General features: G+C 68.3%; 23 protein-coding genes. 11 read left to right on the plus strand and 12 right to left on the minus strand.

The features are described 5' to 3' along the window. Positions 1-30: 30 nt before the first annotated feature. Positions 31-1,377, minus strand: coding sequence for an MBL fold metallo-hydrolase (locus ABJK40_RS14220; protein ID WP_348478957.1), 1,347 nt, complete (start codon positions 1,375-1,377; stop codon positions 31-33). A 63-nt stretch (positions 1,378-1,440) separates the two neighbouring features. Then, positions 1,441-2,193, minus strand: a complete 753-nt coding sequence (locus ABJK40_RS14225) for a GntR family transcriptional regulator (RefSeq protein ID WP_348478958.1) — start codon at positions 2,191-2,193, stop codon at positions 1,441-1,443. 111 nt (positions 2,194-2,304) lie between these two features. Between ABJK40_RS14225 and ABJK40_RS14230 the strand changes: the two genes are divergently transcribed. Continuing rightward, positions 2,305-2,838: a ferritin-like domain-containing protein gene (locus ABJK40_RS14230; protein WP_348478959.1), complete on the plus strand. Its 534-nt coding sequence runs from the start codon at positions 2,305-2,307 to the stop codon at positions 2,836-2,838. Positions 2,839-2,862: 24 nt separating this feature from the next. On the opposite strand, the gene ABJK40_RS14235 is transcribed toward ABJK40_RS14230, so the two are convergent. Together ABJK40_RS14235 and ABJK40_RS14240 are read right to left on the minus strand one after the other, a co-directional pair. Further along, the gene (locus ABJK40_RS14235) at positions 2,863-3,162 is read right to left on the minus strand and encodes a hypothetical protein (RefSeq protein WP_348478960.1); all 300 of its coding nucleotides are present in this window, start codon (positions 3,160-3,162) and stop codon (positions 2,863-2,865) included. A gap of 10 nt (positions 3,163-3,172) precedes the next feature. After that, a complete protein-coding gene (locus tag ABJK40_RS14240; RefSeq protein WP_348478961.1) occupies positions 3,173-3,778 on the minus strand; it encodes a TetR/AcrR family transcriptional regulator in 606 nt (201 codons plus the stop codon). Positions 3,779-3,907: 129 nt separating this feature from the next. On the opposite strand from ABJK40_RS14240, the gene ABJK40_RS14245 reads away from it, so the two are divergent. Continuing rightward, positions 3,908-5,497: a DHA2 family efflux MFS transporter permease subunit gene (locus ABJK40_RS14245; protein WP_348478962.1), complete on the plus strand. Its 1,590-nt coding sequence runs from the start codon at positions 3,908-3,910 to the stop codon at positions 5,495-5,497. 10 nt (positions 5,498-5,507) lie between these two features. On the opposite strand, the gene ABJK40_RS14250 is transcribed toward ABJK40_RS14245, so the two are convergent. From ABJK40_RS14250 to ABJK40_RS14260, 3 genes are all read right to left on the minus strand, one after another. Next, positions 5,508-6,920, minus strand: a complete 1,413-nt coding sequence (locus ABJK40_RS14250) for a lipase family protein (RefSeq protein WP_348478963.1) — start codon at positions 6,918-6,920, stop codon at positions 5,508-5,510. A 107-nt stretch (positions 6,921-7,027) separates the two neighbouring features. Continuing rightward, on the minus strand, positions 7,028-7,993 hold the full coding sequence (locus tag ABJK40_RS14255; RefSeq protein ID WP_348478964.1) for an SRPBCC domain-containing protein: 966 nt from the start codon (positions 7,991-7,993) through the stop codon (positions 7,028-7,030). A 65-nt stretch (positions 7,994-8,058) separates the two neighbouring features. Continuing rightward, complete coding sequence (locus ABJK40_RS14260) at positions 8,059-8,397, minus strand: metalloregulator ArsR/SmtB family transcription factor (RefSeq protein WP_348478965.1); 339 nt, start codon at positions 8,395-8,397, stop codon at positions 8,059-8,061. Between the two features lie 132 nt (positions 8,398-8,529). Between ABJK40_RS14260 and ABJK40_RS14265 the strand changes: the two genes are divergently transcribed. Genes ABJK40_RS14265 through bfr form a run of 3 tightly spaced genes read left to right on the plus strand, consistent with a single transcriptional unit; the run spans position 8,530 to position 9,605 of the window. Continuing rightward, positions 8,530-8,907 (plus strand): hypothetical protein, encoded by a 378-nt coding sequence (locus tag ABJK40_RS14265; RefSeq protein WP_348478966.1) that lies wholly within the window; start codon positions 8,530-8,532, stop codon positions 8,905-8,907. After that, positions 8,888-9,112: a (2Fe-2S)-binding protein gene (locus ABJK40_RS14270; RefSeq protein ID WP_348478967.1), complete on the plus strand. Its 225-nt coding sequence runs from the start codon at positions 8,888-8,890 to the stop codon at positions 9,110-9,112. The genes ABJK40_RS14265 and ABJK40_RS14270 overlap by 20 nt, the downstream gene beginning before the upstream one ends. Positions 9,113-9,134: 22 nt before the next feature. Then, on the plus strand, positions 9,135-9,605 hold the full coding sequence (gene bfr / locus ABJK40_RS14275; protein ID WP_348478968.1) for a bacterioferritin: 471 nt from the start codon (positions 9,135-9,137) through the stop codon (positions 9,603-9,605). A 152-nt stretch (positions 9,606-9,757) separates the two neighbouring features. Here the strand turns inward: bfr and ABJK40_RS14280 are convergent, their stop codons facing one another. The 4 genes from ABJK40_RS14280 to ABJK40_RS14295 all read right to left on the minus strand — a co-directional run bounded on the left by ABJK40_RS14280 (position 9,758) and on the right by ABJK40_RS14295 (position 14,123). Further along, positions 9,758-10,792 (minus strand): ABC transporter ATP-binding protein, encoded by a 1,035-nt coding sequence (locus ABJK40_RS14280; RefSeq protein ID WP_348478969.1) that lies wholly within the window; start codon positions 10,790-10,792, stop codon positions 9,758-9,760. Then, entirely contained in the window at positions 10,789-12,432 is a 1,644-nt protein-coding gene (locus tag ABJK40_RS14285; protein ID WP_348510326.1) for an iron ABC transporter permease, read from the minus strand. The genes ABJK40_RS14280 and ABJK40_RS14285 overlap by 4 nt, the downstream gene beginning before the upstream one ends. Before the next feature lie 155 nt (positions 12,433-12,587). After that, the gene (locus ABJK40_RS14290) at positions 12,588-12,851 is read right to left on the minus strand and encodes a hypothetical protein (protein ID WP_348478971.1); all 264 of its coding nucleotides are present in this window, start codon (positions 12,849-12,851) and stop codon (positions 12,588-12,590) included. A 357-nt stretch (positions 12,852-13,208) separates the two neighbouring features. Further along, positions 13,209-14,123, minus strand: coding sequence for a LysR family transcriptional regulator (locus ABJK40_RS14295; protein ID WP_348478972.1), 915 nt, complete (start codon positions 14,121-14,123; stop codon positions 13,209-13,211). Positions 14,124-14,259: 136 nt separating this feature from the next. Here ABJK40_RS14295 and ABJK40_RS14300 point away from each other — a divergent pair, with 136 nt between their 5' ends. From ABJK40_RS14300 to ABJK40_RS14310, 3 genes are read left to right on the plus strand one after another with little or no spacing between them, the layout of a single operon-like run. Continuing rightward, the gene (locus tag ABJK40_RS14300) at positions 14,260-15,159 is read left to right on the plus strand and encodes a hypothetical protein (protein WP_348478973.1); all 900 of its coding nucleotides are present in this window, start codon (positions 14,260-14,262) and stop codon (positions 15,157-15,159) included. Continuing rightward, complete coding sequence (locus tag ABJK40_RS14305) at positions 15,156-16,400, plus strand: Xaa-Pro peptidase family protein (protein WP_348478974.1); 1,245 nt, start codon at positions 15,156-15,158, stop codon at positions 16,398-16,400. The genes ABJK40_RS14300 and ABJK40_RS14305 overlap by 4 nt, the downstream gene beginning before the upstream one ends. Positions 16,401-16,443: 43 nt before the next feature. Next, positions 16,444-18,624, plus strand: coding sequence for a SpoIIE family protein phosphatase (locus ABJK40_RS14310; RefSeq protein ID WP_348478975.1), 2,181 nt, complete (start codon positions 16,444-16,446; stop codon positions 18,622-18,624). Here the strand turns inward: ABJK40_RS14310 and ABJK40_RS14315 are convergent, their stop codons facing one another. Next, a complete protein-coding gene (locus ABJK40_RS14315; protein ID WP_348478976.1) occupies positions 18,625-19,224 on the minus strand; it encodes a hypothetical protein in 600 nt (199 codons plus the stop codon). Between the two features lie 128 nt (positions 19,225-19,352). Here ABJK40_RS14315 and ABJK40_RS14320 point away from each other — a divergent pair, with 128 nt between their 5' ends. The 3 genes from ABJK40_RS14320 (at position 19,353) to ABJK40_RS14330 (ending at position 21,746) form a co-directional block, all read left to right on the plus strand. Further along, entirely contained in the window at positions 19,353-20,015 is a 663-nt protein-coding gene (locus ABJK40_RS14320) for a helix-turn-helix domain-containing protein (RefSeq protein ID WP_348478977.1), read from the plus strand. A 67-nt stretch (positions 20,016-20,082) separates the two neighbouring features. Then, positions 20,083-20,739: an arsenate reductase ArsC gene (locus tag ABJK40_RS14325; protein ID WP_348478978.1), complete on the plus strand. Its 657-nt coding sequence runs from the start codon at positions 20,083-20,085 to the stop codon at positions 20,737-20,739. Then, positions 20,736-21,746 (plus strand): ArsJ-associated glyceraldehyde-3-phosphate dehydrogenase, encoded by a 1,011-nt coding sequence (locus tag ABJK40_RS14330; RefSeq protein ID WP_348478979.1) that lies wholly within the window; start codon positions 20,736-20,738, stop codon positions 21,744-21,746. The genes ABJK40_RS14325 and ABJK40_RS14330 overlap by 4 nt, the downstream gene beginning before the upstream one ends. Positions 21,747-21,752: the final 6 nt, after the last annotated feature.

Here is a 21,752-nt window from a genome sequence, read left to right on the forward strand (position 1 = left end):
GGTGGGTTCGGATGTCGCCCTGCGACCGACTCAGTCGACGAGCGTGAAGCCGCCGCTGCGGGCATTGGCGAAGTTGTCGTCGATCAGAACCGCGTCGTGGCCGGCGCGATCGAGAAGCGACACGGCGATGCTCGCCCGATAGCCGCTCTGGCAGTGGACGTACACGAGGCCGGCGGGGACCTCGTCGAGTCGGCCGAGGAGTTCGTGGAGCGGGATGTGGGTCGACCCGTCGACGTGGCCCGCCGCGTACTCGCCGTTGCGACGCGTGTCGAGGATCGTGGGGGAGTCGAGATCGGTCATCTCGGCGAAGGTGGTGACCGCGTAGGCGCTGCGGTCGGCGTCGGGCGACCACCGGTCGATCCCCCCGTCGGCGGCGCCGGCGGGCCGGTCGATGCCGATCCGCACGAGTTGTGCCTGTGCCTCGGCGATGTCGTCGCGGGAGTCGGCGAGCAGCGTGATCGGCATGCCCCACGGCAGGAGCCACCCGAGGTAGGTCGAGAAGTTGGTCGCGAGCTCGATGCCGATGGTGCCGGCCAGATGCGATGCCGCGAAGTCGCGTCGGTTGCGGAGGTCGACGACCCATTCGCCTCGGTGGATCCGTCGTGCGAGTTCGACCGGGTCGACGGCCGCGGGTGCCGAGAGGTCGGCGGCCGAGGCACCCGCGGTGTTCAGCGGGCCCATCTGGGCGTAGTACTTCGGGAACGCGTCGAGTCCGGCGATCAATCGCGCGACGAAGCGGTCCTCGTCGGGAGCGGTGAGGGCGATGTTGGCAGTGCGTTCCGTTCCGAGCGTGCCGTCGGACTCCTCCTCGCTCGCCGCCGACGCACAGAAGCTGCCGAACCCGTGCGTGGGGTACACGAGGGTCTGGTCGGGGAGTGAGTCGGCGAGCGCGTGCACCGAGCGGTACTGCGCGTGGGTCAGTTCATCGGTCGACTCCGGACCGATGAGGTCGGTGCGCCCGACGGTGCCGTACAGCAACGAGCCGCCGGTGAACGCCGCCGGCGCGGCGCCGTCGGCGGTGACGACGTACGAGAGGTGGTGGGGGGTGTGGCCCGGCGTGTGGCGGACCTCGACGCGCATCGAGCCCACGGTCACCGCGTCGCCGTCGGACACCGCGTGGTAGTCGAAACGCAGGGGTTCCGCAGCGGCATGGAGGTAGGTGGCTCCGGTGACGCGAGCGAGTGTGAGCCCGCCGCTGACGTAGTCGTTGTGCACGTGGGTCTCGGCGACGTGGGTGATCGTGACCCTCGCAGCGTGGGCCGCGGCGAGCACCCTGTCGATGTCGCGCTGTGGATCGACGACCAGCGCGACCTCGCCGTCGTGGACGACGTAGGACCGGTCGCCGAGAGATGCGGTCTCGATGGTGATGACGTTCATGTCTGCTCCTCCGGGGCGGGCCCGCCGATTGTACGTACATTACCCGACGCGTCGACCGACTCCTCAGTCGCTCGACGTCGCCGTCATCGCGGGAGCCGTCCCGGCTGCGAAGTTCGACACGAATCGGTACCGGGCGCCGCGGATCAGGGTGGTGCGCCACTCGATCGGCCGACCCTTCGCAGTGCCGAGTCGTTCGAGGGAGAAGGCCGCCTCGCCGCGTCGCATCTGGAGCGTCGCTCGCTGATCGGGGTTCGGGAGCACCGGGGAGATGCGCTCCCAGCCGGCATCGGGTCGCGTTCCGACCGTTCGTTCGAGTTCGTCGTACAGCGCGGTGCGCTCGAAGTCGCTCGTGAGGAGACCGCGTGCGAGTTCGAGCGGCAACCACGAACGGTCGAGGGCGAGTGGCTCGTCGTCGGCGCAGCGGATGCGTGCGAGGTGGAACAGCGCCGCATCGGGCGCGAGCCCGAGGTGTCGAGCGATCACCGGGTCGTGGTCCTCGCGGAGTTCGAGCACGTGACTGCGTTGGGTCGCTCCCGACGACTCGACGGAACGGAACAGGCTGTACAGCGCACCGAGCGGTTGCTCGAACGTCGTCCGGTTGATGACCGTGCCGCGTCCCCGTTCGCGGCGAAGGATGCCCGAGGCGTTGAGATGGCGGATCGCCTCCCTCACCGTGTGCCGGCTGACCTCGTACTCGGCGACGAGTTCGGCATCGGTCGGGAACCGGTCCTCGAACTCGCCCGCGTCGAGGCGATCTCGCAGCATCGATTCGAGTTGCGCCCAGAGCGGCATCGGGCTGTCCCGGTCGAGTGTCATCGCATCCCCTGTTCTCATCCTGGTCCGGACAACCGGACCCTACGTCGAACATGGACGTCGCGGGCGGCTACGGTGCGTCGCGACGAGGCCGAGACGTGGAGGGTGCATCCGATGGCTGATTTCCTGACCGACGTGGAGACACTACGAGCCCGGGCGCGGGCCAACATCGAGCAGGGTCCCATCACGTCCGCGTACGGTGCCGACCGTGAGCGGGTGATCGCCGTCCTGAACGAGGCGCTGGCGACCGAGTTGGTGTGCGTGTTGCGGTACAAGCGGCACTACTTCACGGCGACGGGGCTCAACGCCGGGCCGGTGGCGGCCGAGTTCCTCCAGCACGCCACCGAGGAGCAGGGTCACGCAGATCAGATCGCACTGCGGATCACCCAGTTGCAGGGCGAACCGAACTTCGACCCGACCGGCCTCGCCACACGCTCGCACGCCGAGTACGACGACAGCCTCGACCTGCTCGACATGGTCCGCGAGGACCTCGTCGCGGAGCGGGTGGCGATCCAGAGCTACAGCGAGATCATCGGGTGGCTCGGCACGAACGACCCCACGACTCGTCGGATGCTCGAAGAGATCCTCGCCGTCGAGGAGGAGCACGCGAACGACTTGCTGGGGATCCTCGAGACCATCACGACGTGACCGGGTCCGAGCCCGCCGGCCGGATCAGGAGCGACGGTCGGAGATCAGCCAGGACGCACCTGCGCTGAGCGATGCCGCGGCCGCAACGGCTGGCCAGGCACCGATCTTCTTGGCCAGTGGGTGGGAGGCTCCGAAGCCGCCCAGGTACACGGCGCTCAGCAGAGCGGTGCCGACCGGCCCGACGCTCCGGTGCCACTGTCGTCCAGCGGTGACTCCCGCCGCGGCGAGAACGGCACCGCCGAGCGGGCGGATCTCGGTCTCGCGGGCGACGAGGTAGCCGCCGAGCAGGCCGGTGGCGACGACGGGTGCGGTGGGGATCTTCACCGTGTCGAGCCTACGAGGACCGGTACGAGGCGATGAATCGGTCGACCACGTAGACGGCGAGATGACGCACGCGATGGTGGTCGCCGGTGATCGCCGCGAGTGCCAGCGGCCCGAACATCAGGCTCGCGACGTCCTCGGCGTCGACCGATGCGGGAAGAGCGCCTTCGGCGACTCCCAGTTGCAGGATCGACACGAGCGCTCCGCTCTTGGCGGCACGGTCGGCGTCGACCATCGCCGCCAGTTCCGGCATGCTCGTCTTCAGGGAGAGCAACGCGGGAAGGATCCGCGACCACTGCGGATCGCCGAGGGTGTCGGCGGCAGCGGCGACATAGGCGTGCAGCGCCGCCTCGAAGCCGATCGAGAGGTCGGGTGCGCTGTCGTCGGGAAGATTGCATCGCACCACGTCGACGAGCATCTCGTCGCGCGACGACCAGTGCCGGTACAACGTGGACTTGGCCACTCCGGACGCATCGGCCACGGCGTCGACCGTGACCGCTCGAGGGCCCGACTCCACGAGCAATTCCGTGGCCGCACTCAGGAGTTTCTGCCGACTCTTCGACGTGCGCGTCGACGTCTCGGTGGACGATCGGCTCCGGTCGGTGGTGATGTCGGTCATGGGCGTGCGCTTCCCTTCGTCGTGACGCGTGCGCCACGTGTCACACACTGACGAAATCTCTTGACGTTGCGCAAGTCCACTGTAGCATCGCTACGAAACAGTTTCGTTTCACTTCCAGGAGATCCCTTCATGTCGTCAGCCATCGATGCATCGGGCGGTTCCAGCACCGTCACGACCGACCCGCGAGAACAGCGGAACATCCTCATCGCCATGTGTACGGCGCTGATCGCCGTGATCGCATCGGTCTCGGGTCTCAACGTCGCTCAGCAGGACCTCGCGATCGATCTGGGCGCTTCCCAGAACGGCATCCTGTGGATCATCAACAGCTACACGATCGCGCTGGCCGCCCTGCTGCTGCCGATCGGGGCGATCGGCGACCGCTGGGGGCGCAAGCCCGTCCTGCTCACCGGCCTCGCCGTGTTCGGCTCCGCCAGTTTCGTGGCGGCGATCGCACCGAGCGTCGCCGTGATGATGGTCGCCCGAGTCGCAGCGGGTGCCGGTGCGGCGATGATCATGCCGGTCACGCTGTCGGTCATCACGTCGAGTTTCCCGCCCGCCGACCGGTCCCGTGCGATCGGAATCTGGGCCGGCTTCGCCGGCAGCGGCGGCATCCTCGGCCTGTTCGTGTCGTCGTTCATGGTCGACGTGCTCACGTGGCGCTGGCTGTTCGTCCTGCCGATCTCGCTCGTCGTCGTGTCGGCCGTGGCCACGATCGCATTCGTGTCGAACTCGCGCGAAGAGTCCAGCCACCGGTTCGACCTGACCGGCTCGGTCCTGTCGGCGGTGGCCATCGGTGCGATCGTGCTCGGCATCCACGAAGGGCCTGAGCGAGGCTGGACCGACCCCATCGCCCTGGGTGGCGTGATCGTCGGCGTTCTCGCCCTCGTGGCGTTCGTGCGCTGGGAACGCCGGCACGAGAACCCGCTGCTCGACATGTCCGCATTCCGCGACCGCGGCCTGTCGTCCGGTTCCAGCACGCTGCTGATCGTGTTCGCCGTGATGTTCGGCATCTTCCTCGTGCTGTTCCCGTACCTCCAGGCGGTCGTCGGGTTCTCGGCGCTGCGCTCGGCGGCGGGTCTGTTGCCGATGGCGGCGCTGATGATGCCGACCTCCACCATCGCGCCGAGGATCGCCGGTCGGTTCGGAGCCCGGCGCACGATGATGGCCGGCGTCACCATCTTCGGTGCCGGCATGGTCACGCTCGCACTGCGGGCGTCGGTCGAGGGCGGATATCTGTCGGTCCTTCCCGGCCTGATGATCATCGGCCTGGGCATGGGCCTCACCATGACGCCCGCGACGGAAGCGATCACCGCCACTCTCCCCGCCGCGAAGCAGGGCGTCGCATCGGCGCTGAACGACACGTCGCGCGAAGTCGGTGGCGCCCTCGGCGTCGCACTGCTCGGATCGATCCTCAGCTCGGGTTACCGCAGCGCGATCGCGCCGTCGCTCGTCGGGTTGCCCGACGACGTCGTGCAAGAGGCGTCCGAGGGCATCGGCAGTGCCTACCTCGCCGCCGAGAACGCCGGCGCCGACGCACCGCGGATCATCGATGCCGCACAGCACGCCTTCGTCGACGGGTGGGTCTCGTCGATGTGGGTCGGCGTGGTGATGGCCGCCGTGGCACTCGTGATCCTCGTCGTTCGGGGACCGGGCACCGGCACGAAGCTGGGAGTCGACGAGGTCGACTTCGCGGAGGAAGACGCGGTCGCAGCCGGCTGACCGTGGACGATCAGGAGGGTGCGGTACAGGAGTCGACGGGCTGATCGTCGACGAGTCGGGCGTTCAGCCAGGCTGCGGTCTGATCGGCGGTGTCTCCGATGATGCTGTCGTGGGTCGCTCCGTCCACCACCAGCAACTCGGTGACCTGTCCGGCCGCGCAGAACCGGGCGAAGGTGTCCTGGAAGCGGTCGATGACCACGAGGTCGTCGGCCGTCCCCGACACCAGGAAGAGCGGGGCCGCGACGGCAACGTTGCCGACGTCGCTCGCGAGGAGCACCGAACTCGCCGGTTCGGTGGTGCGAGGGTCGTTCGTGAAGAGTCGTCCCCCGGCGGCGAGTCCGGCCAGCGATCCGGTGATCTCGGCGAGGCATCCGGTCTCGAACACGTCGGCGGCGGCCGCGAGTTCCGGCGAGACGTAGTCGTCGATCGAGATCTTGGGGTGCTCGCCCGCACCGCCGTAGAGACTCATCGCGGTGAGGACCCCGGTGACGGTCGGGTCGGCGCCGCCGTACACGCGATCGAGCAGCGCGGCGGGCGCGAGGGCGAGGGTGCCGGCGAGTTCGAGTTCGGGGGCGTAGTCCGCTGCCAGTTCGCTGGCCGAGAGTGCACCGTGACCACCCTGGGAGTGCCCGACCGAGAGCCAGGTGGTGCCCGCCTGGGCCTCGGCGAGGTTGCGTGCGGCGCGCACGCCGTCGATCACGCTGTGGCCCTCGCTCGGCTTGGACAGGTAGGGGTGCAGAGGGCCGCCGGTGGGGCCGAGCCCGATGTAGTCCGTGATCACGCGCACTCCGTCGACGCCCCAGTCCGGTGCCGGCTGGCCCTGGATGATGCGACTGATCGCGCACTGCGCTGCGATGCCGGTGGTGCCGGGAGCGGTCGCCACCACCGGCCATCCGCCGGTGGGCGCCTCGCCCGTGGGGTACGTGATCACGCCCGTCACCGGCCGATCGCGATCCTGCGCGTCGCGCGAGTGGTACATCACCTTGACGCTCGCCGTTCCGTCGTTCTCGCTGAGGTCCATGATGCGGATCAGGTCGCCCGGCTCACCCGCGGGCAGCGGGTCGGGCGGCGCGTAGAACTCCTCGTCCGTACCGGTGAACCGCTCCGGAGCAACCCCCGGCCGTTCGGTCTCGGTGGTCCCCGGGCCGGGTTCGGTGGCGACGGGCTCGGCGGTGTCCGGGTTGGTGGCGTTCGGCTCGGTGGTGTCCCGACCAGGCTCGGCGGCTGGCTCGGTCGTGTCCGGAGCAGGCTGGGTCGTCGGCTGGTCGGTCGAGTCGGTCACCGCCGTGGTCGGGTCGACGGCGGACGCGTCGGTCGAATCGCTGCTCGAACACGCCGACGACGCCGTCACGACCACCAGGACGGCCGTGGCGACGGCGCCCCATCCGGTGGGCGGGCGGGGGGAGTGGGCTCGGGGTCGCATCGCCGGCGAACGTAGCCTGAAGCTGCCGCCGGTTCGCTGCCCGGTCGTCGTCACCGTGATCGGATCGGAGGATCGGCAACCGGCGAACTGACGTCGTCCGCCCCGGATCAGACGACCGTCTCGAGTCGGGCGTAGGAGGTCTCCATCCCGTCGACCATGCCGGTGGCGAGGATCTCGTCGCGTAGTTCGGTGGTCGGATAGGTGATCACGATCGAGAGCAGCGTGCCGCCGGATGCCGGTGTGAGCGTCATCTCGTTGCGCGTGGACGGGCCGTCCATCCCGGTCATCGCCTCGGTGGTCACGCTGCGACGCGGCGGCGTGGATTCGAGGAGTTCGCCCTCGAAACCGAACCGGTTCTCGCCGTCGTCGGAGGCCCACTCGTAGCGGTACGAGTCGCCGACCTGCTGTGCGGGTTCACAGACGGGCATCGTCCAACCGTCGGGTCCCAGCATCCACTGCTGGACCAGTTCGGCGTCGTGGTGGGCGCGCCAGACCTGTTCCACGGAGCCCCGCACCACGCGGCTCACCCGGACGGTCGTGTCGGTCAGCTCGTCGACCCGAGTGCCTGCCCCGTGAGCGAACGACGCGAGGTCGGCGAGCACGTCGGGCATCTGACCCCACGCTGCCGTCACCCCGTCGACCATGCCCATCGCGACCAACTGTTCCATCGCCTCGGTGCTCGGGAACCGGGTCGTGCTGACGAATCGGCAGCCGTCGTCGGTCGCCTCGAAGTGGACGTCGAAGGTCATCGTGGGCATCTCGTCGTTCTCCGTGCCGTCGTCGGCGGCGAACCCGTCGATGGCGGTGAAGCCACGGCCCTCGTCGACGGACTCGAAGGTCCAGTAGCCGGCGGATCGTTCGCCGTCCGGACCGGTCATGAAGTAGTCGGACCGCCCACCGGCGACCATGTCGTGACGGGTGAACGTCGCCGGCCACTGCGGAGGACCCCAGAATCTCTCGATCTGGCGGGGGTCGCTCCAGGCCTGCCACAGCCGTTCGACGGGCACGGTGTACTCGCCGGTGACGGTGAGCGTGAGCGCAGTGGGATCGGAGGTGACATCGGTGATGGGCATGACGGTTCCTTGGTGTGAGTGGGGCGTGGTGTGACTGGGTCGTGGTGTGAGCGGGTCGTGGTGGATCAGGTGGGGCCGGCGAGGACGTCGTCGAGCTGGCCGAAGCGGGCGAGCCACAGCTCTTCCAGGCTGGTGAGCAGTTCGCGCGCGCGTGCGATGCGGGCCGGGTCGGCACGAACGATGCGTTCGCGTCCGCGAGTTTCCTTGGTCACGAGACGGGCCTCCCCGAGGACGGCCACGTGCTTCTGCACCGCGGCGAAGCTCATGTCGTACGACGCTGCCAGTTCGCTGATCGAGGCGTCGTCGACCAGGGTCCGGCGCACGATGTCACGTCGTGTGGCATCGGCCAACGCCCGGAAGAGGCGATCGACGTCGTCGTCGGAGAGTGCTTCACGTACAACCATGTGGTTGTACGTTAGGGATGCAGGTCGGCGGTGTCAAGCCCCTGCTCGGAGCTGGTCGGAGTCCGGTCGGTCCCGAAGGGACGTCATTAGGTCGCCTTTACAGATGTCATCAGCACGCGTTACGATGTGGTCATGATGTCGTCCGCTGCGGCCACGCTGACCGCCACCGTCGTCGGCTCGACGCGCCTCGAACTGACCGATTCGCCGGACCGGTACGTGTTGGCGGTCGAGACCGACGGAGCGCCCCTCCGATTCGACCTCGAGGCGACCCCGTCCCTGTCAGGTGCCCGACGGTTCGAGCGGTGCGTCCGTCGTGTCCACCTGATCCGCTTCTGTCGGCATGCGGACGGTTGGAGCGCCTCGGTGGAGGTGACCGGTCACCGCCTCCCTCACTGTCGCCCCGTCCCGATCGGGATCGCCGTGGCGCTCGGCCTCCAGGGTCGCCGCATCACGGTGTGCCCGGACACACTCGCATCCGAAGGAGTCGACGATGGTCGTCTGCCACTGTGAACTCGTCAACGACCGCACGATCCGGGAGATCGCCGTCGGCGACGTCGTGACCGTGGCGCAGGTCACCGAGCGTTGCGGCGCCGGTGGCCACTGCGGCGGTTGTCACGAATCGATCGAACGGTTGCTCGATGCAGCCGCCGCAGTTCGATCCGCCTCCGTCGACGCGATCACTCCGGTCCGGGTCGTGGCCCGAGTCGCCGCCTGAGCGTCGGGTAGGTTTCGTCGCCATGCAGGGATCACCCAAGATCATCGAGTTCCTCAACGAAGCGCTCACCGCTGAACTCACCGCCATCAACCAGTACTTCGCCCACTCCAAGCTGTGCGAGAACTGGGGGTGGAAGAAGCTCGCCGAGAAGTACCGCGAGGAGTCCTTCGAGGAGATGCGTGACGCCGAGCACGTGATGGACCGCATCATCCTGCTCGATGGAATGCCCAACATGCAGCGTCTGGGCAGCGTCCGCATCGGTGAGACGGTGGAGGAGCAACTCGACGTCGACCGAGACCTCGAGATCGCCGCGATCGAGCGGTATCGGCGAGGGGTGGTGCTCTCCGTGGAAGAGGGCGATCCGGGCACGCACGCCCTGCTCGAACGCCTCGTCGTCGGCGAGGAAGAACATCTCGACTGGATCGAGACCCAGCTCACGATGATCCGCGACATCGGAATCCAGAACTACACCCAGTCCCAGATCGGCGACTGAGCGACGTGGTCGCCGCGATCGCCGGTTGACGTGCTGGAGCGGCTCCGGCCCCTCGGTTCCGGGTCTCCGATTCCCGAGTTGTCAGGCTGGCCTGACGCCGTCACCCCTCGCGTCAGGCCGGCCTGACAACCGCCCGGATCGACTCCCGGAGCTCACCTGGTCGGGATGACGACCGGGTGGTGGTGCGCCACCAGCGTCGGAGTGACCGTCGTGCCCAGTGGACAGGCGTCGACGTGTGACCGCGTCGACCGCACGGTCGAGCCGTCGGCGAGTTCCAGCGTGTAGCACCACGTCGAGCCTCGGAACTCGGCGTGGCCGATCCGTGCGGGTCCTGTGGGGTCGACGTCGAAGCCGATGTCGTCGGGTCGGAGCATCACGATCTCGTCGTCGGCGACTCCCCGAAGGCCGTCGGTGCCATCGGCCGTGTGCGCGATGGCGCTGCGGAAGGCGGCCACGGTCATGAAGTCGGCCTCGCCCATGAACGCTGCAACGAAGCGGTCGGCGGGTCGGTGGAAGATCGCGTCGGGATCGTCGACCTGCAACGTGCGTCCGTCGCGCATCACGGCGATCCGGTCGCCGACGGCGAGCGCTTCGGCCTGGTCGTGCGTGACGAACACCGCTGCCGTCCCGGTGGATCGCAACACGTCGACCACTTCGCTGCGCACCTGGGCGCGCAGGTTCGGGTCGAGGCTCGCGAACGGTTCGTCGAGGAGCAGGAGTGCAGGGTCGGGCGCGAGAGCTCGCGCGAGTGCGACGCGTTGACGCTCGCCTCCGGACAGTTCGTGCGGGTACCGCTTGGCGTGCGAACCGAGCCCGACCAGTTCGAGCATCTCCGCGACGCGGCTCGCACGCTCGACGTTCGTCGTGCGCACGCCGAATGCGATGTTCCTCTCGACCGAGAGATGGGGGAACAGCGCATGTTCCTGGAACACCAGCCCGACGTGGCGCTGTTCGGGAGGCAGCGATCTGCGACCGTCGTCGGCGACCGTGCCCCCGAGCTCGATCCGTCCGGACTCGATGGGGATCAGCCCGGCGATCATCCGCAGCAACGTCGACTTCCCGCAGCCACTGGGACCGACGAGCGCCAGGAGTTCGGCATCGGCCACGTCGATCGAGACGTCGTCGACCGCCAGTACCTCGGCGAAGTGCTTCGACACGTCGGTGACGGAGAGTGCGGGATGGTTCACGGGTCGGTCCGGTCGAGTCGTCGCGCGAGCAGTGCGACCGGGAGCAGTGCGACCACGATGATCGAGAGCGCCGGCAGCGCCGCCTGTTGGAAACGCGATTCCGACGCCAGGTTGTACACCCAGACGGGCAGGGTGTCGAAACCGAACGGGCGCAGGAGGAGCACGATCGGCAGTTCCTTGAGTGCGTCGACCCCGACCAACACGGTGGCGGCCAGCAACGACGACCGCGAGAGCGGGAGATGGATCCGACGCGCCGTCTCGAGCGGTGGCGCGCCGAGGGTGCGTGCCGACGCGGTCACCTCCTCGCTCACCTGGCCCATCCCCGCCTCGACCGCGGTGAGCCCCGGAGCGAGGAACCTCACGACGTAGGCGTAGACCAGGATCAGCAACGAGCCGGTGCGCACCGCACCGGGCAACGCCAGCCCGGCCCGACCGAGCAGCTCGTCGAGGCCCACCACCGCCAGGATGACGCCGATCGCGACCACCGGCCCGGGAACCGCGTACCCCATCGCGGTGACCCGCGTGGCCCACTGAGTGATGCGCGGGCGTCCGAAGCGCTGCGCGTTGGCGAGCACGACGGCGACGCCGATGCAGGCGACGACGGTGAACGCTACGAGTTGCAGGCTGTTCGCCAGATACTCCGGGTATTGGTCGATCAGGGGCGTCCCGCGTTCGCTCTGCTGCTCCTGCACCGCCCACACGACGAGTCGGACGACCGGCCCGGCGAAGGCCGCGAGCACCATCGCGGTGCATGCGCCCGTGGCGAGTGCTGCGCGACCCCCACGAAGTCTCGACGGCTCGATGCCGGCGCCCGTCGCGCCGGTCTGACTGAAGCGGGCGCGGCCGCGGGCGACCCGTTCCAGGCCGATCGCGAGCAGCGCGAAGGCGAGCACGAGGGTGGCGATCTGGCTCGCTGCATCGCGGTCGTAGGTTCCCCGCCAGATCCGGAACACGCCGACCGACACCGTGTCGACGCCGAAGTACTGCACGGTGGCGAAGTCGGTCAACGTCTCCATCATCACCACCGCGACCCCGGCGGCGATCGCCGGCCGGACGAGGGGGAGCACGATGCGTCGACTCGCTTCGGACCGGGTGGCGCCGAGTGTGCGCGCGGCCTGGTAGGCGCCGCTGGCCTGGTCGCGGAGTGCGGCGCGAGCGAGCAGGTAGACGTAGGGGTACAGCACCAATGTGAAGGTCACGATCGCACCGCCGAGCGACTCGACGTCGGGGAACCATGCGTCGGTCCCGAACCGGTCGCGCCACCAGTCCTGTACCGGCCCGGTGCGTCCCACGCTCGACAGGGTCAGGAACCCCAGGATGTAGCTCGGCATGGCGAGTGGCAGGATCAACATCCACCCGAACTGGCGCGAGCCAGGGAATCGGTACGCCGACACGAGCCACGCGAGTCCTGCCCCGAGCACGACGGTTCCGACGGCGACGCCGACGAGCAGGATCGCGGTGTCGCGCAGTTCGCCCGGCAGTCGTGTGCGCCACTGCTGCGACCACACCTCTCCGCTCGGTGTGAGGATGCTGCTCGCCAGCATCAGGACCGGCACGGCGACCACGATCGCGGCAACGACGGCGACCGAGGTCCACCCTCGCTGGCCACCGCCGGCGAGTCGGGTGATCGCGAGGCGCACGGGTGGTTCCATTCGGGGGGTCGAGCTGGGATGAGGCCGTGGTCGCGGCGTGTCAGGAAAGCCTAACGTCACACGGAGGATCCCGACGTGGCCGCGGCAGCGGATCGGGACCGAGGCTCACCGACGGCGAATGTGCGTCGTACATCCCCGAACTCTCACGTGTCGACCCGGACAGGTTCGGGATCGCCGCCGTGACCCTCGACGGCGACTCGACGCTGCGGGGCGACCACGATCTTCCCTTCACCGTCGAGTCCATCTCCAAGCTGCTGCTGTACGGCCTCGCCCTCGAGACGCACGGTCGTGACGCCGTCCTGGCGCGCGCCGGGGTGGCGCCGACGGGCAACCCGTTCAACTCCATCGAGGTCGACGACGTCCTCCATCGCGGCTCCCAACCCGATGGTCAACTCGGGCGCGATCATGGTGGAGGGTGTCGATGTGGGGGAGCGCACCGACGTGGTGCTGTCACTGGTCGAGCGCTACATCGGGCGTCGCCCCGACGTCGACCGACGGGTGTTCGAATCCGAACGATCCACCGGGCACCGCAACCGTGCCATCGCCTACCTGTTCCTCGACCAGGGCGTGATCGACGACCGGGTGGACGACACGCTCGACGTGTACTTCCGCAGTGTTCGATCCTGGTCACCGCCGTGGCGGGATCGTCGGCATGATCCCCGGGGTGGGAGGCCTCGCGGTGTACTCGCCGCGACTCGACGGCTACGGCTTCGACCTGCACGTGTTCGACGCCGACCGACCCTGGAGTCGCTGACCCGTCGGGATCACGGCTCCGGGAGGACCACGTCGTCGAGATGCCGTGCGAGTTCATCGGCGATCAGCCGCGTCGGTGAGCCTTCCTTCTCGTTGGGTCGCACCAGCGCATTCCACTCGAGTGGCAGGCCACCCTCGCCGCAGCGCACCTCGACGATGCGTCCGGCGTCGATCATCGGGGACAACGCCCACCGGCTCAGGATGCTCACACCTGCGTCGGCCGCGACCAGTTCGGCGATCGCATTGGTCTGCTCGACGACGGTGACGGTGCGTGGGTACGTGGCAGCGGGACCGATGAAGCGATCGAACTCGAACCCCGGCGCAGGGCGGGGGTTGTACGTGAGGTAGAACTCGTCCGTGAGGTCGGTCGCCTCGACCGAACGGCGTCCCGCGAGTCGATGCTGCGGCGACACGCACAGGACGAGTTCGTCGAGGAACAGTGGCTGCGTGTCGAAGATCCCCTCGGTCGTGCCCGGCGCGATCACGAGGTCGGCCGATCCGGTCGCGAGGTGGGCGGAGGGCTGGTCGTCGATCACGACCAGCTGCAGGTCGATCGTGGGGTGGTGCGCCCGCACGTCGCGGAGGAACGCGGGGAACCAGTGGTAGCAGTCGTAGGAACCGACGGCGATCCTCACCGTGGCGGTGACCGTCCGCTGCTCGGCCAGGAGCAGGTGTTCGGTCCGCTCCAGATCTGCGAGCGCTCTGCCCGCCGCCTGGTGCACCATCAAGCCGGCCCGGGTGGGCAGCAGCCGACGCCGCGGTCCGCGCTCGAACAGCGCGGTTCCGAGACGGCGCTCGGCTTCGGCCAGGCGATGGCTGAGCGCCGACTGCGACGAGTGCAGCAGTTCCGCCGCCGCGGTCATCGTGCCGAGCTCGGTGATGGCCACGACCGTCTCGTAGTGGCGCAGGTCGAGCTGGAGAGGCACCCCTGGACGATACATGAATCCTGTACATGGAAGTGATGTCACAGCATTCGTTGGACTCATGTCGCCGGATCTGTCTCACTGGAACCCGTGGCGTCGGACGGCGCCGCGAATGAGATGGGAAGGGAAGGAACATCACATGACGACGACTCTGCACGAACTGTTGGCGAACCCCGAGGCGGGAGACCTGACCGACGTGATCGATCTCGATCGGTATCCGATCCACGAACCGGGTAGCCGGGCGTGGTGCGAGCTGCTGGATCGGGCTCACGAGCGACTGGACGACGACGGGTGCCTCGTGCTCGACGGATTCCTCCTGCCCGCCGCGCTGCGACTGGCTGCCGAGGAGATCGGCGAGATGGCATCGCACGTCTCCATCCGTCGGCATTCCTCGACCGTGTACGCACGCAAGGACATCGAGATGTCGCTCCCCGCCGACGATCCGCGGATCCGAGCTCTGACGTGGCATGCGGGTCACGTCACACGCGACATGATCCCGCCGTACACGGTCGCACACCGGGTCTACGCCTCGTCGTACTTCAAGGCGTTCGTCGCCGCATGCACCCGTCGCGAGCGGGTGTTCGAGTACGCCGACCCGTTGGCAGGCCTGGTCGCCACCGTGCTGCCACCGACGGGCGCGTACCCGTGGCACTACGACACCAACGAGTACGTCGCCACGATCATGACCCGCAAGCCCGACGTCGGCGGCACGTTCGAGTACTGCGCCGACCTGCGCGGCCCGGACAGCGAGAACCTGGCGGGGCTGGCCGACGTGTTGTCGGGTGACCACCCCGAGATGATCCGGTCCGTCGAGATCGAACCCGGCGACCTCCAACTGTTCCTCGGCCGGTACTCGCTGCACCAGGTCACGCCGACCGCCGGCGTGACCGACCGCCACGTGATGGTGTTCAGCTACGCGGACCGGCCGGGGGTGATCGGGCCGGTCGATCGGACCCGAGCGGTCTACGGACGGGTCACCGAGGCGCACCTGGTGGCCGAGGCCCTGGCCGCGGTGTCGGCCGACGGCCTGATCCTGTGAGCGCTTCGTCCGCCACGCTGATGCGCTCCACAGCGACGAGCAGGGCTGCGTCGACCAGGGATCACACGGCGATCGACACCGGTCGCGCGGAACGCCTGCGCGCCGAGATCGCCGCCGACGGGTGCGACGCCGGGCTGTTCTACGACCCCGTCAACATCCGCTACGCCACCGGCACCTCGAACATGCAGGTGTACTCGCTGCACAACGCGTGTCGCTACGTGTTCGTGCCGGCGGTCGGCCCGATCGTGTTGTTCGAGTTCAAGGGGTGCGAGCACCTGTCGATCGGGCATCCGATGGTCGACGAGGTCCGCCCTGCCGTCGGTTGGTACCACTTCGTGTCGGGGCCGCGGGTCGCCGAGTTCGCCACCGTGTGGGCCGCCGAGATCGCGGCGCTGCTCGGCCCCGGTGCTCGCGACCTGACCGTCGACCGGTGTGATCCTGTCGGAGCCGATGCTCTCGCTCGCCACGACATCCGGTTGCACGACGGCCAGTCGACCGCGAACCGGGCCCGGATGATCAAGACACCCGAGGAGCTCGCGCTGATTCGCACCGCCGTCGCCGGCTGCGAGGCGGGGGTGGCGCAGATGCGCGCCGACATGTCACCGGGCATGACGGAGCAGGAACTGTGGGCGCGGTTGCACGCCGCGAACATCGCCGCAGGCGGGGAGTGGCTCGAGACCCGCCTCCTCACGTCCGGGCAGCGGACCAACCCGTGGTACCAGGAGTGCTCGGACAAGGTCATCGAAGCGGGCGACCTCGTCGCGTTCGACACCGACCTCGTCGGGATCGGCGGCTACTCGGTGGACATCTCGCGGACCTGGACCGCGGACGGCGTCGCTCCGACCGCGGACCAGCAGCGACTGTTCGACGCTGCGACCGAGCAACTGGAGCGCAATCTGGAACTCTTCCGACCGGGGGCGTCGTTCGCGGAGATCTCGCAGCGCAGCCATCTTCCGCCCGACGACATCCACTCGGTCACCAACGCAGCCGTGGCGCACGGCATCGGGCTGTGCAACGAGTACCCGTTGATCCTCAACCGTGACCACTTCGACGACGGGGGGGTACGACGGCCAGATCGAGGCCGGCATGGTGTTGTGCGTGGAGGCGCTCGCCGCTCCGCCCGGCGGGACGGAGTCGGTGAAACTCGAGGAGCAGATCCTCGTCACCGAAGCCGGGATCGAGCGACTCTCGACGTGCACGCTCGATCCGGCGTGATCCGACGGCCGGTGCCACTTCCGTGATCCGGTTGCCCGGAGAACTTCGGGGGAATAGGGTCACCGCGCAATGGCCCTCGATGTGGTCCGCACCCCTCCCGGGTCGGAAGAGAATCTTGTCGATGCGCTACGCGCCGGGCCGATCACGGCGGGCTTCGCCGACAGTGCAGGGGTCTGGCTCGAGGTCGACGGTCGGCTGGAACTGGTGGCGGGCACGCATCGCGACGAGGCGATCGGCGAACGTCTCGTCGCCGAGTTCTCGTCGTTCTCCGTCGAGACCACGGGGGACCACGCGTATGCGCAGGTCGTGCGCAGTGGTGAGCCGTTCATCGGGCCGCCGTCGGGAGAGAATCCGATCTGGGGGCGGCCGGGTCCCGACGTGGTCGCGGAGTACGTCGAGTCGACGCTGATCGTCCCGATCGTGACCGACGACGGTTGCGTCGGTGCTCTCGTGTTCGGCTCGGGCACCGTCGACCGCTTCCGTCGCCCCGACATCGCCGTTGCCGTCAGGTTCGCGACCGAGATCTCCGCACTCGTGCAACGCGGCCCGCAGGGCCGCGCCTTCGCCGGAGGCATGTCGCAACTGCGGGCGTTGAGCGATCTGTCGGCGGGGCTGGTGGGCGCAGCATCGATCGAGCGGGTCGGCCGGGAGTTGATGGGCAACGGACTCCATGTCGCCGGCGCCGACGGTGGATCGATGATGCGGTGGGTCGACGACCACTTCGAGATGGTCGACTTCGCCGATCTCACCGCGGAGTTCGTCGAGCCGTGGGCGCGGTTCGAGTTGCAGCCCGGTGTCGACCCGTTCTCCGACGCGGTCACGTCCGAGTCGGGTCAGTTCTTCACGTCACGGGAAGCGTTCGTCGAGTCCTATCCGCATTTCGCCTCGACGATCGAATCGAGCGAGCACCACGCATGGGCGGTGCTGCCGCTGATCGAACCGGGTGGCGTTGTCGGCGCACTCGGCTTCACCTACCGCGAACCGACGGCGTTCCACCCGGCACGGCGTCTCGCGTTGTACACGCTCGGAAGCCTCGCCTCGCAGGCTCTGGGCCAGGCGATCGCACGTCAGGAGATCGAGTCGACGCGAGCTCAGTTGCGCACGGTGCTCGACTCGGTGTTCGTGAACATCGCCCTCGCCGACGCGCACGGTCGCCTGGTCGACCTCAACGCGACGTCCACCTCGACCACCGGCCTCTCACCGGATCTGGTCATCGGTCGACCTGCCTGGGAGACGCCGGCGGTCACCTGGTCGGCCGAGGTCGCCGAGCAGATGCGTACCGAGGTGGAGACGGCGATCGCCACGAGAGCCACCCGTCGCTTCGACATCCGGGCGTCGGTGAGCGGATCGATCGTCCCGTTCGACTACCAGATCGTCCCGGTCCTCGACGACGACGGCACGGTCGCATCACTCGTCCTGTCGTCGATCGACATCTCCGCGCGTGTGGCCGCCGACGAGCGCACACAGGAGGCGCTGCGCACCAAGGAGCGCCTGGTCGCGCGTCTGCGTGTCGCGGTCGGTACCCAGCGGGAACTGGTGAAGCACCTGCAACGCAGTCTGCTGCCGAGCGAACTACCGGCCCTCGCGAACATCGAGATCGCGGCGGTGTACCGCCAGGCCACCGACCACGTCGACGTGGGCGGAGACTGGTACGACGCCTTCACGTTGCCCGACGGGCGCCTCGCCCTCACGATCGGCGACATCGTGGGCCGAGGGGTCGAGGCGGCCGGCGCCACGGGGATGCTGCGCTCGGCCACGCGTGCGTTGGCCAAGGAGCACTCGAGGGCGGCCGAACTGGTGGCGCATCTCGACGACTACGCGGCCGATGTGCCCGACGCGTTCGCGTCGACCACGATCTGCGCGCTCGTCGACCTCGAGTCGCTCACCGTCGAACTCTGTCGAGCGGGACACGTGCCGCCGGTCGTCAAACGGCCCGGACGCGACGCCGAGGTGGTCTGGGCGGCGGGGAGTGCGCCGCTGATCCAGATCGCTGCATCGGACCGGACGTCCACCACGTTCGACCTCACCCCCGGTTCGGTCCTGTTGATGTGCACCGACGGCCTGATCGAACGCGCCGACGCCGACCTCGACGTGGGCCTGGCGCGACTGTGCGAACTGATGGACGGTGTCGACGACGATCTGGAGGCGTCGCTGCATCGCATCGCCGACCGCATGGCCGACGACGGTCGCACCGACGACGACGTCTGCATCATCGCCGTGCGGAGCCGGTCGTCCGACTCGACCGACTGATCAGTCGCCGGTCAGCGCGATCGCGGTGTGCACGGCCAGATTCGGCTGGTCGCTCAGTCCGAGTTTCTTGCGCAGGGCGACCAGGTCGTCGAGATCCTCCCCTTCGATCGCGAGCGTGTGCATGACCTCGGAGGTCTCGACGATCTCGATGTCGGTCGCCTCGGCGCGCAACCGACCCACCGTGTACCGCTTGCGCTGCTTGACGACGAACACGACCTTGGTGTCCGGGTCGGCTTCGAGCCGGTCGACGGCGTCGTACAGATCGTAGGACTTGCCGCGCTGGGGCCGATCCAGTCGGAGTTGCTCGAACAGCACGTCGAAGGGTTGTGGAGCGTCACCCGCCGAGCGCGGCCGGTCGGCGCTCCAGCGCTCGAAGCCGCGGTCCTCGGCGATCAACTGTTTGACCTTCAGTCGGTTGTTGCGGACCTTGGCGTTCCAGGAGCCGTCGCCGGCGAGGAGGTAGCAGTCCTTCACGCGTTCCTCCGACACGGTGGACGCCAACTGCTCCAACAGCTTGCGGGCACGGGGGTGCTCGCCCCAGACGCGGTACTCGTACCGCGCCACGGACGGTGCTCTGGTGATCGTCGGTTTCTTGCTCATGTGGTCGGCCCCTGGTGTGGAACCTATGCCATCGGCGCACCGAGGAGCGGTCATTCGATCGGGTGAACAACGGGTGAATTCGATTCAGCGATCGTTGATTCAACACTCATTGATGAAATGATGGACGAGTGAAGCGGCAGTGGGACGACGACCGAATCGACACCCGGGCCGCGGTCCACGCAGCACTCGCGGATCCGACGCGCCTGGCGATCGTCGACGAACTGGGAGTCAGCGACCGCACTCCGAGCGAGCTCTGCGAACGATTCGTGTTGGCCGGCAATCTGCTCGCACACCACCTCGACGTCCTCGAACGAGTCGGCCTCGTCGAACGGTTCGTCTCGTCGGGCGATCGGCGCCGTCGGTACGTCCGCCTCGATCGTGGGCCGCTGTCCGCACTCGTCCCACCGACGCTCGCTGCGCCGACATCGATGCTCTTCGTCTGCACGCACAACTCCGCACGATCGCAGCTCGCTGCTGCACTGTGGCGTGACCGGGTGGGCACCCCCGCCGCCTCGGCGGGGACACATCCGGCCGAACGAGTCCACCCGGGAGCGGTGGCCGCCGCTCGGCGCGTCGGGATCGACCTCTCCGCAGCGCAACCGCATCGACTCGGGCCCGCCGACCCGAGCGTGCAGATCGTGACGGTGTGCGACCGCGCGCACGAAGAACTCGATCCGCACGAATCGTGGTGGCACTGGTCGATCTCGGATCCGGTCGACGTCGGAACGCCGGATGCGTTCGACGCGGTCGTCGTCGACATCGAGACACGCCTCGCCGCGCTCGCCACCTGAACCACAACCGCCAACCACGGCCCCCACCGGTGGGCCGACCAGAAAACCGACCGAAAGGGTCAACGCCATGACGACACCGAACGACCGAGCCACGGGGGTCAGCCTCGACCCCGACGAAGTCCTCCTCGTCCGTCACTCCGCCGAGCGACTGCAGCGGGACTTCGCGGGAACCTTCAACGCCGAGACGATCGAACGGTTCATCGTCGAGTCCCAGGATCGGCTCACCGCTCAGGCGACGATCTCGATGTGGCTCCCGGTGTTGGTCGAACGCCTCACCCGCGACCGACTCCGCGCCCTTGCGCGGCTGGACAACTCGCATCCCACCAAGCCCGCCGTGCTGTTCCTCTGTGTCCACAACGCAGGCCGCTCGCAGATCGCAGCCGGCTGGATGCGGCACCTCGCCGGTGACCGTGTCGACGTGTTCTCGGGTGGGACGACGCCTGCTGCGAGCAGCAACGCCGACGTCGTGGCTGCGATGGCTGCGGTCGGGATCGACATCTCGACGGAGTATCCGATGCCGTGGACCGACGAAGTCGTGCGGACCGTCGACGTGATCGTGTCGATGGGCTGCGGCGATGCCTGCCCGATCCTGCCCGGCAAGCAGTACCAGGACTGGGACATCCCGAGCCCGACCGGACGGTCGGCCGACGATCTCGCGGGGATCCGCGACGACATCCGGACCCGCGTCGAAGCCCTGATCGCCTCGCTCGGAATCCTGGCATGACGGTGCGGGTCGGGATCAACGGCTTCGGGCGCATCGGGCGTCTGGCCGTGCGGGCCCTGCGCGATCGACCGGATCTGCAACTCGCGCACGTCAACGAGACCGCAGGCGACGTGGCGACGGCGGCGCACCTGCTGGAGTTCGACACGGTGCACGGCCGCTACCAGGGCAGCGTCGCCACGAACGGCTCGTCGATGGTGATCGACGAGCACGCGGTCACGTACTCGTCGCACGGGTCGCCCGGCGAGGTGCCGTGGGGCGACCACGACGTCGACGTGGTGCTCGAGTGTTCCGGAAGGTTCAAGTCCACCGAGGCGCTCGACCCGTACTTCGAGCAGAGTGTCCGCAAGGTGATCGTCGCCGCTCCGGTGAAGTCGGAGGGTGTGCTGAACATCGTGATGGGCTGCAACGACCACCTCTACGACCACGAGGTGCACCACGTCGTCACCGCTGCCTCGTGCACGACGAACTGCCTCGCTCCCGTGGTCAAGGTGCTCCACGAGCAGATCGGGATCGAGCGCGGCGCGATCACCACGATCCATGACGTCACCAACACCCAGGTCATCGTCGACGCACCGCACAAGGATCTGCGTCGAGCACGATCGGCGCTCAACTCGCTGATCCCGACGTCGACCGGATCGGCCACGGCGATCACGATGATCTACCCGGAACTGACCGGCAAGCTGAACGGCATCGCCGTGCGCGTACCGCTGTTGAACGCATCGCTCACCGACTGCGTGTTCACCATGGTCCGTGACGTCACCGTCGACGAGGTCAACGGGTTGCTGTGCGACGCAGCGGACGGAGAGTTGCAGGGGATCCTCGGCTTCGAGGAGCGTCCGCTCGTGTCGGCCGACTACGTCAACGACACCCGGTCCGGCATCGTCGACGGCGCCTCGACGATGGTGGTCGACGACCGGATGGTGAAGGTGCTGGTCTGGTACGACAACGAGTACGGCTACGCGCACCGCATGATCGACCTCGCCTCGAAGATCGCAGCATCGTTGTGATCGGCG

This window comes from Ilumatobacter sp. (assembly GCF_039969435.1).
In the GTDB taxonomy this organism is placed as follows: domain Bacteria; phylum Actinomycetota; class Acidimicrobiia; order Acidimicrobiales; family Ilumatobacteraceae; genus Ilumatobacter_A.